At 58.7% G+C, this 7,467-nt stretch carries 8 protein-coding genes; 3 read left to right on the forward strand and 5 right to left on the reverse strand.

Features of this window, described 5'->3' with window-relative positions; genetic code table 11:
• Window positions 1–52: 52 nt before the first annotated feature.
• Complete coding sequence (locus KGA97_RS20675) at window positions 53–1,861, forward strand: aminopeptidase P family protein (protein ID WP_223481398.1); 1,809 nt, start codon at window positions 53–55, stop codon at window positions 1,859–1,861.
• Here the strand turns inward: KGA97_RS20675 and KGA97_RS20680 are convergent.
• Window positions 1,854–2,762, reverse strand: coding sequence for a LysR family transcriptional regulator (locus tag KGA97_RS20680; RefSeq protein ID WP_223481399.1), 909 nt, complete (start codon window positions 2,760–2,762; stop codon window positions 1,854–1,856). The two genes, KGA97_RS20675 and KGA97_RS20680, sit on opposite strands and share 8 nt — an antisense overlap.
• 117 nt (window positions 2,763–2,879) lie before the next feature.
• Between KGA97_RS20680 and KGA97_RS20685 the strand changes: the two genes are divergently transcribed.
• Complete coding sequence (locus KGA97_RS20685; protein WP_223481400.1) at window positions 2,880–3,878, forward strand: zinc-dependent alcohol dehydrogenase family protein; 999 nt, start codon at window positions 2,880–2,882, stop codon at window positions 3,876–3,878.
• Here the strand turns inward: KGA97_RS20685 and KGA97_RS20690 are convergent.
• The gene (locus KGA97_RS20690) at window positions 3,875–4,465 is read right to left on the reverse strand and encodes a 2-hydroxychromene-2-carboxylate isomerase (RefSeq protein ID WP_008032600.1); all 591 of its coding nucleotides are present in this window, start codon (window positions 4,463–4,465) and stop codon (window positions 3,875–3,877) included. The genes KGA97_RS20685 and KGA97_RS20690 overlap by 4 nt on opposite strands.
• A gap of 36 nt (window positions 4,466–4,501) precedes the next feature.
• A complete protein-coding gene (locus KGA97_RS20695; protein ID WP_008032599.1) occupies window positions 4,502–5,230 on the reverse strand; it encodes an SDR family oxidoreductase in 729 nt (242 codons plus the stop codon).
• A 92-nt stretch (window positions 5,231–5,322) separates the two neighbouring features.
• Here KGA97_RS20695 and KGA97_RS20700 point away from each other — a divergent pair, with 92 nt between their 5' ends.
• Window positions 5,323–5,883, forward strand: a complete 561-nt coding sequence (locus KGA97_RS20700; protein WP_008032598.1) for a TetR/AcrR family transcriptional regulator — start codon at window positions 5,323–5,325, stop codon at window positions 5,881–5,883.
• A 9-nt stretch (window positions 5,884–5,892) separates the two neighbouring features.
• On the opposite strand, the gene KGA97_RS20705 is transcribed toward KGA97_RS20700, so the two are convergent.
• On the reverse strand, window positions 5,893–6,174 hold the full coding sequence (locus KGA97_RS20705; protein WP_008043007.1) for a hypothetical protein: 282 nt from the start codon (window positions 6,172–6,174) through the stop codon (window positions 5,893–5,895).
• Window positions 6,175–6,343: 169 nt separating this feature from the next.
• Window positions 6,344–7,231: a threonine/homoserine exporter RhtA gene (gene rhtA / locus KGA97_RS20710; protein WP_223481401.1), complete on the reverse strand. Its 888-nt coding sequence runs from the start codon at window positions 7,229–7,231 to the stop codon at window positions 6,344–6,346.
• Window positions 7,232–7,467 lie beyond the last annotated feature (236 nt).

Consider the following 7,467-nt stretch of genomic DNA (forward strand, 5'->3'; position numbering starts at 1 on the left):
CGACGTTGATCGGCACTCAACAATAATGATGAAGTGATTAGCAGGAGACATGATGAGTACGCAGCCTTCGATCAATGGATCGGTGCCCGAGCGCCTGGCGCACACCCGCGAGCTGATGAGCCGGGAGGGCATTCACGCCTTGCTGGTGCCGTCGGCTGATCCTCACCTGTCGGAATACCTGCCGGGCTACTGGCAAGGACGGCAATGGCTGTCGGGCTTTCATGGCTCGGTGGGCACGCTGATCGTCACGCCGGATTTCGCCGGTGTCTGGGCCGACAGCCGTTATTGGGAGCAAGCGACCAAGGAGCTTAAAGGCAGCGGCATCGAACTGGTCAAGCTGCAACCGGGTCAACCCAGCCCGCTGGACTGGCTGGCCGAGCAAACCCCTGAAGGCGGCGTCGTCGCGGTAGACGGTGCGGTGATGGCCGTGGCCTCGGCACGCACGTTGGGTAGCAAGCTCGAAGAGCGCGGCGCCCGTCTGCGCACCGACATCGATCTGTTGAGCGAAGTCTGGAGCGATCGCCCGGTACTGCCGAACGAGCCGATCTATCAGCACCTGCCGCCTCAGGCGACGGTCAGCCGTGGCGAAAAACTCGCCAACCTGCGCGAGGTGTTGAAAGAGCGTGGCGCCGACTGGCATTTCATTGCCACCCTCGACGACATCGCCTGGCTGTTCAACCTGCGCGGCGGCGATGTGTCGTTCAACCCTGTGTTTGTCTCTTTCGCCTTGATCAGCCAACAACAGGCAACCCTGTTCGTGGCCTTGAGCAAAGTCAGCACCGAGCTGCGCGCGATCCTCGAAAAGGACGGCGTGACCCTGCGCGATTACAGCGAAGTGGCCGACGCCTTGCGCGCAGTGCCGAGCGGCGCGAGCCTGCAAGTCGATCCGGCACGCGTCACCGCCGGTTTGCTGGATAACCTGAACAGCGGCGTGAAACTGGTCGAAGGCCTGAACCCGACGACATTGGCCAAATCGCAGAAAAGCCTGGCCGATGCCGAGCACATCCGTCAGGCCATGGAGCAGGACGGCGCGGCGCTGTGCGAATTCTTCGCCTGGCTGGAGTCGGCGTGGGGCCGCGAACGCATCACCGAACTGACCATCGACGAACACCTGACCGCAGCGCGTACGCGCCGTCCGGATTACGTGTCGCTGAGTTTCAACACCATTGCCGCGTTCAACGCCAACGGGGCGATGCCGCATTACCACGCGACCGAAGAAGAGCACGCGGTGATCGAGGGCGACGGTCTGTTGCTGATCGACTCCGGCGGCCAATACCTGGGCGGCACCACCGACATCACGCGGATGGTGCCGGTCGGTACGCCAACCGATGAGCAGAAGCGCGATTGCACACGTGTGCTCAAAGGCGTCATCGCATTGTCCCGTGCGCAATTCCCTCGGGGCATTTTGTCGCCGTTGCTGGACGCCATCGCCCGTGCGCCGATCTGGGCGGAAAACGTTGATTACGGTCACGGCACCGGGCACGGCGTCGGCTACTTCCTCAACGTTCACGAAGGCCCGCAAGTGATTGCCTATCAAGCCGTTGCTGCGCCGCAAACCGCGATGCAGCCGGGCATGATCACCTCCATCGAGCCGGGCACCTACCGTCCGGGTCGCTGGGGCGTGCGGATCGAGAACCTGGTGTTGAACCGTGAAGCGGGCAAGAGCGAATTCGGTGAGTTCCTGAGATTCGAAACCCTGACCCTGTGCCCGATCGACACGCGCTGCCTGGAACCGTCGTTGCTGACTCAGGACGAAAAACAGTGGTTCAACGCGTATCACGCCGAAGTGCGCGAACGCTTGAGCCCGCTGGTCGACGGTGCAGCCCTTGAGTGGCTGAACACTCGAACCGCTGCTATCTGATCGGCTTGAGTTCAGGCGCTGCTTCCAGCGCCTGGCTCATGTAGTCGACAAAGGCTTTGACCCTGGCGGATTGGCGACGATTCGCCGGGGACACGGCATGCATCGGCAGTGACTGCGCGGTGTAGTCCTGCAAAATCGCTGTCACTCGCCCGGCTTTCAAGTCTTCGCTGAACAGCCACACCGGCGACAACGCAATCCCCAGTCCCCCCAGCACCATCTCGCGGATTGCCTCCGAGTTGTTGCTTTGCGCATTGCCCTTGATCCGCACCTCGTGGCGTTGATTGTTTTTCTCGAAAACCCATAAATTCTGGCTGTTCAACAGATTGAACTGCAGGCAGTTGTGCCCGCCCAGTTCTGCCGGCGTGTGCGGTTGGCCGTGTTTTTTGAGGTAGGCGGACGCTGCGACAGTTACGCGGTGGGTGGTGCCGATGTGGCGGGCGATCAGGCCGCTGTCATTCAGTTCGCCGATTCTGAAGGTGACGTCCAGTCCTTCGCTGACCAGGTCCTGGTTTTGATCACTCAGTTGCAGGTCGATTTCTATACCGGGATGGCGCTCAAGGAATTGCGCCAGGCGCGGGGCAATCTGCAAACGCCCGAAGCTGACCGAGGAGCCGATGCGCAGGTGACCGGCAATGCGCTCCTTGCCGGACTGGAAACTGTGCTCGGCCGCATCGACGGCCGCGAGGATTTGTCGACATTCGTTGTAGTACCGCTGGCCTTCATCCGTCAGGGAAAGCTGGCGGGTGCTGCGTGCAATCAGTTTTCCGCCCAGCCCGGTCTCCAGTGCCTTGAGCACTTTGCTGATGGTGGGCTGGCTGGTCTGCATCTCTCGGGCAACGGCAGAAAAGCTGCCGCGTTCGACGACCCTTACGAAGATCGCCATTGCATTGAGTTTGTCCACGGGGAGTTCTCATTGATGCCGGATAGGCATGGTCACTATAGCTATTTAGCGTCTTATCAGCATGAGTCGGTTGGCCGAAGATTTATCCCACAGCCACCTCTGACGGAAATATGCGAAATGACTGACTCACTTGAAATGCGCGCTCTGATTGTCGACTCGGCCAACGCGCCGCTACGCTTGGCTTCCATTCAACGGCCGGTGCCGGAAGCAGGGCAGGTATTGGTCCGGATCAAAGCCAGCGGGGTAAATCCACTGGACGGAAAAATCCGTTCGGGCCAGGCCGCCCACGCGCGTCAGTCATTACCGGCTGTGTTGGGCATTGATCTGGCGGGAACCATCGAGGCGTTGGGGGAGGGGGGCAGTGGATGGCTGCCGGGCGATGAGGTTTATGCCATGGCCACCGGAATTGGCGGGGCGCAGGGTTCGTTGGCGGAGTACGCAGCAATCGATGCCAGACTGCTGGCGCGCAAGCCAGGCAATTTGAGTATGCGTGAGGCGGCGGGGTTGCCGTTGGTGTTGATTACGGCGTGGGAAGGGTTAGTCGACCGGGCGCGGGTGCGTGCGGGGCAGAAGGTGCTGATTCATGGTGGTGCGGGTGGTGTGGGGCATGTCGCGGTGCAAATAGCCCGCGCCTTCGGTGCCCAGGTGTTTGCCACCGGTTCTGCCAGGCATCAGGCAATCATCGAAGGCTTTGGTGCGACGTTTATCGACTATCGCCAGTCTTCGGTCGAGGAATATGTAGCGCAACACACGGATGGGGAGGGCTTCGATATCGTCTACGACACGGTGGGCGGTGAGACCCTGGATGCGTCATTCAAGGCTGTACGGGTTTATCACGGTCATGTGTTGAGTTGCCTCGGTTGGGGGCAGCACAGTTTGGCGCCGCTCTCGTTTCGTGGCGCAACCTATTCCGGCGTGTTTACGTTATTGCCATTACTAACCGGCATGGGGCGCGAGCGTCACGGGGAGATTCTTCGTGAGGCGGCTCGCTTGATCGAGGCGGGCAAGCTGAAGCCGTTGATGGATCCTCGGGCGTTCACTCTGCAAACCGCCGAGGCCGCCCATGAGCTGCTGGTTTGCGGAGCGGCTCAGGGGCGGTTGGTCATCGAGATTTAACGTAGGGCTTCAATGACGAAGTCCAGTCGATCCTGGCCGAAGAACAGCTGGTTATCGATGAACATGCTGGGGGCGCCGAACACGCCGCGTTGCACCGCTTTCTCGGTGTTGTCCTTGAGCGCTGCCTTGACGTCTTCATCGGCGGTCAGGGCCAGCACTTCGTTGGGGTCAAAGCCGTTCTGCGTCAACACTGAAGCGACGGTCGCCGGGTCATCGAGGCTGCGTCCTTCAACCCAAAGCGCTTTAAACAGGCAGTCGATGAATGCCTGAAAGCGTTCGGGATGGCGTAACTGCATGCCAGTGACGGCGCGCATCAGCATCAATGTATTAATGGGAAAGTGCGGATTGAACTTCAGTGGCACGCCATAACGTTTGGCGTAGCGGTCCAGGTCCTGAAACATATAGAGGCCCTTGGCCGGAATGGTCGCAGGGGAAGCGTTGCCGGTGGCTTTGAAAACGCCGCCCAGCAGCATCGGGATGTAGACCAGTCGGCTGTCTGTCTGCTCGCAGATTTTCGGCAGTTGGGTATAGGCCAGGTAGGTGGCAGGGCTGCCGAGGTCGAAGTAGAACTCAACGGTTTTGCTCATGTTCAATGCGCTCTGTTTATTGTTATTGGGGAGGGCTTACCAGCGTTCGCTCCATGGGCGTAGGTCCAGCTCGAATGTCCAGGCGTCACGGGGCTGGCTGTGCAGGTACCAGTAGTTCTCGGCGATGTGTTCGGGATTGAGGATGCCATCCTGATCCTTGGTGGCGTACTTCTCGGGAAAGGTGTCGCGGATAAAGTCGGTGTCGATAGCGCCGTCAACGACGACGTGGGCAACGTGAATATTCATCGGCCCCAGTTCGCGGGCCATGCTTTGAGCCAGTGCGCGAATGCCGTGCTTGGCACCGGCGAATGCTGCAAATCCGGCGGCACCCCGCAGACCGGCAGTCGCGCCGGTAAACAGAATCGTACCCCGCTGACGCTTGGCCATGCGCTTGGCCACTTCACGGGCATTGAGAAAGCCTGAGAAACAGGCCATTTCCCAAATCTTGAAATACTTGCGAGCGGTTTCTTCGAGAATGCTGCACGGCACATTGGCGCCGATGTTGAACACAAACGCTTCGATAGGGCCGATCTGGCTTTCAATCTGCTCGACCAGTGCAATCACGTCCTCTTCCTTGCGCGCATCACAGGCAAAACCATGGGCTTCACCGCCCTCGGCCTTGATGGCGTCCACCAATGGCTGGAGTTTGTCCGCACTGCGCCGGGTGACACAGGCGACAAATCCTTCTTGAGCAAAACGTTTGGCAATAGCTCCACCAGTAGCATCACCGGCGCCGACAACCAGTACGACCTTCTTATTATTCATGGGGTGCTCTCTTTGCTAAACGATCGTTAACTAAACGAACGTTATGCTACGATTCGGCAGGCGTCAAGATGATCAATACAGAGGGCAAGGCAATGCGTTACTCGGCCAATCACAAACTGGAAACCAAACAGAAGCTGCTGGAAAGCAGTGCGTTGTCGGCGAAGAAGTCGGGTTTCGCAACAGTCGGTGTCGATGCCTTGATGAAGGCGATCGGCTTGAGTGGTGGGGCTTTCTACAGCCACTTTTCGTCGAAGGATGAGCTGTTCGCTTCAATTGTCGAGCGTGAGCTTGTTCAAAGTCTGGAACGATTGGGGGCGGATCAGGACCGTGACAGGCTCGAGCGTTGCCTGAAGCATTATTTGAGCATGTCCCATGTCGAACACCCGGAGTCGGGTTGCGCCTTGCCGGCATTGGGCGCCGAAATAGCCCGTTCAGACGTGCTGGTCCGGCAGCAGGCGGAGAACTGGATTTGTCGGCTACAAGAGAGTTGGGCGCGGATTCTGGAGAGCGACAGCCTGGCATGGGCGATTCTGTCGCAATGCATCGGTGCGTTGGTTGTGGCGCGAATGCTCGCCACCCCTGACATCCAGCGCACGGTACTGAAGTCCAGTTACGATGAGATCAGCCGTCAGATCGCCGGTCCGCGGACCTGAGGTGACGGCCTACTTGCAGATGACGATCATGCTGCGGCTGGTATAGCCGGCCGGGTTGAGACCAAACGGATAATCGCCAGGTTCTTCCACGCCATCCCCTGATTTTGCGATGACCTTGTATCCCTTGGGCGCACAGGAGTTGGCTGCGCTGGTGTAGCACTTGTCCCAGGATGACGACAGCCCGGAACAGTTGATATGCAATCCTTTCTTGCCACGTTTGGTATGAGTTTCCGAAGTCGCCGCGCAGCCCGCAACTGCAAGTATGGCGATCAGTATCAAAATTCGTTTCATTGCTGTCCTTATAGCGTCCCCGGATCTTTGCGCCCGGGTCTGGCCGTGTTCGCTTTAGCTTGAAGCGTTCTTATATCCCTATCGTGAAAAATCCATGTCTGACACTGGGTTACGGGCCTAAACATGGCCTAATTGCGCGGTAAATACCAGACCTTCGTCAAATCCTGTATTAATCCGCGGCAACCGCAGGTTTGGCGGCACCGCCCATGGTCATGGTCGCGCCGACGGAAGCCAGAATGATGCAGATGATAGCCATCCACTGTGACAGTGAGAGGTATTCATGGAGGAACAACAGACCTGACAGGGCACCGATCGCAGGTTCAATACTCATCAGCGTGCCGAAGGTCCGGGCTGGCATTCGGGTCAGGGCGACCATTTCCAGCGTATAGGGCAGGGCAGTGGACAACAGGGCGACGCCGATCGCTATGGGGATCAGCGATGGCGTCAGCAGCGCGGCGCCAGCATGCACAATACCGATAGGCGCTACGAACAGTGCGGCAATCATGACGCCCAGTGCAGCAGTCTGTACGCCATTGTCTGCACCGGCCTTCTGGCCGAATAGAATGTACAACGCCCAGCAGACTCCGGCCCCCAAGGCATAACCCGCACCGACCAGATCAATACCGGCAGTCGTGGCTCCCGTGGGTATCAACAACAGCAACCCGATGGCGGCCAGTGCGATCCATAAAAAGTCGATCGCGCGACGTGAGGCATAAATAGCGACCGCCAGCGGCCCGGTGAACTCCAGCGCTACCGCGATTCCCAATGGGACTGTGCGTAGGGACATATAGAAGAGGAAGTTCATGCCGCCGAGTGCCATCCCGTAGACAATGACCGTGCGCAAGGATTTCGCGGTGAGCTTCGCACGCCATGGGCGCAGCAGTATCAGCATGATTACGCTGGCGAAAATCAACCGCAGGGTCGTTGTCCCCTGCGCACCGATAACCGGGAACATGCTTTTGGCCAGGGAGGCTCCGGACTGGATCGACGCCATGGCTATCAATAGCAGGCCAACCGAGAACAGGGTCGAGGCAAGGCTGCGGGGCTGGTCATTCATTGCGTGGCATCGTCCAAGGCAGGAAACGAACGTATTGTTCTAGTGTTGGGCAATATACTGCGCATTCAAGGTGTTCGCGTCTATATATAAGCAGTGATTTTGAGCATCCTGATAGAAAGGCTAAATTAGGGGTTGACGGCAGATTCTGGAAGTCTATAATTCGCCCCACTTCCGGCGCAGTCGAAACGGAAAACTCCTTGGTAAACAAAGAGTTACGCAGTTTTCGGCAGCGAGTT

The organism is Pseudomonas sp. BF-B-15, from assembly GCF_019946675.1.
GTDB lineage: Bacteria > Pseudomonadota > Gammaproteobacteria > Pseudomonadales > Pseudomonadaceae > Aquipseudomonas > Aquipseudomonas migulae.

Excerpts from the sequence above, each read along its gene's own strand:
- KGA97_RS20685 (WP_223481400.1), top strand. The coding sequence starts at position 2,880 with ATGACTGACTCACTTGAAATGCGCGCTCTGATTGTCGACTCGGCCAAC.
- rhtA (WP_223481401.1), bottom strand. The coding sequence starts at position 7,231 with ATGAATGACCAGCCCCGCAGCCTTGCCTCGACCCTGTTCTCGGTTGGC.
- KGA97_RS20695 (WP_008032599.1), bottom strand. The coding sequence starts at position 5,230 with ATGAATAATAAGAAGGTCGTACTGGTTGTCGGCGCCGGTGATGCTACT.
- KGA97_RS20700 (WP_008032598.1), top strand. The coding sequence starts at position 5,323 with ATGCGTTACTCGGCCAATCACAAACTGGAAACCAAACAGAAGCTGCTG.
- KGA97_RS20690 (WP_008032600.1), bottom strand. The coding sequence starts at position 4,465 with ATGAGCAAAACCGTTGAGTTCTACTTCGACCTCGGCAGCCCTGCCACC.
- KGA97_RS20705 (WP_008043007.1), bottom strand. The coding sequence starts at position 6,174 with ATGAAACGAATTTTGATACTGATCGCCATACTTGCAGTTGCGGGCTGC.
- KGA97_RS20675 (WP_223481398.1), top strand. The coding sequence starts at position 53 with ATGAGTACGCAGCCTTCGATCAATGGATCGGTGCCCGAGCGCCTGGCG.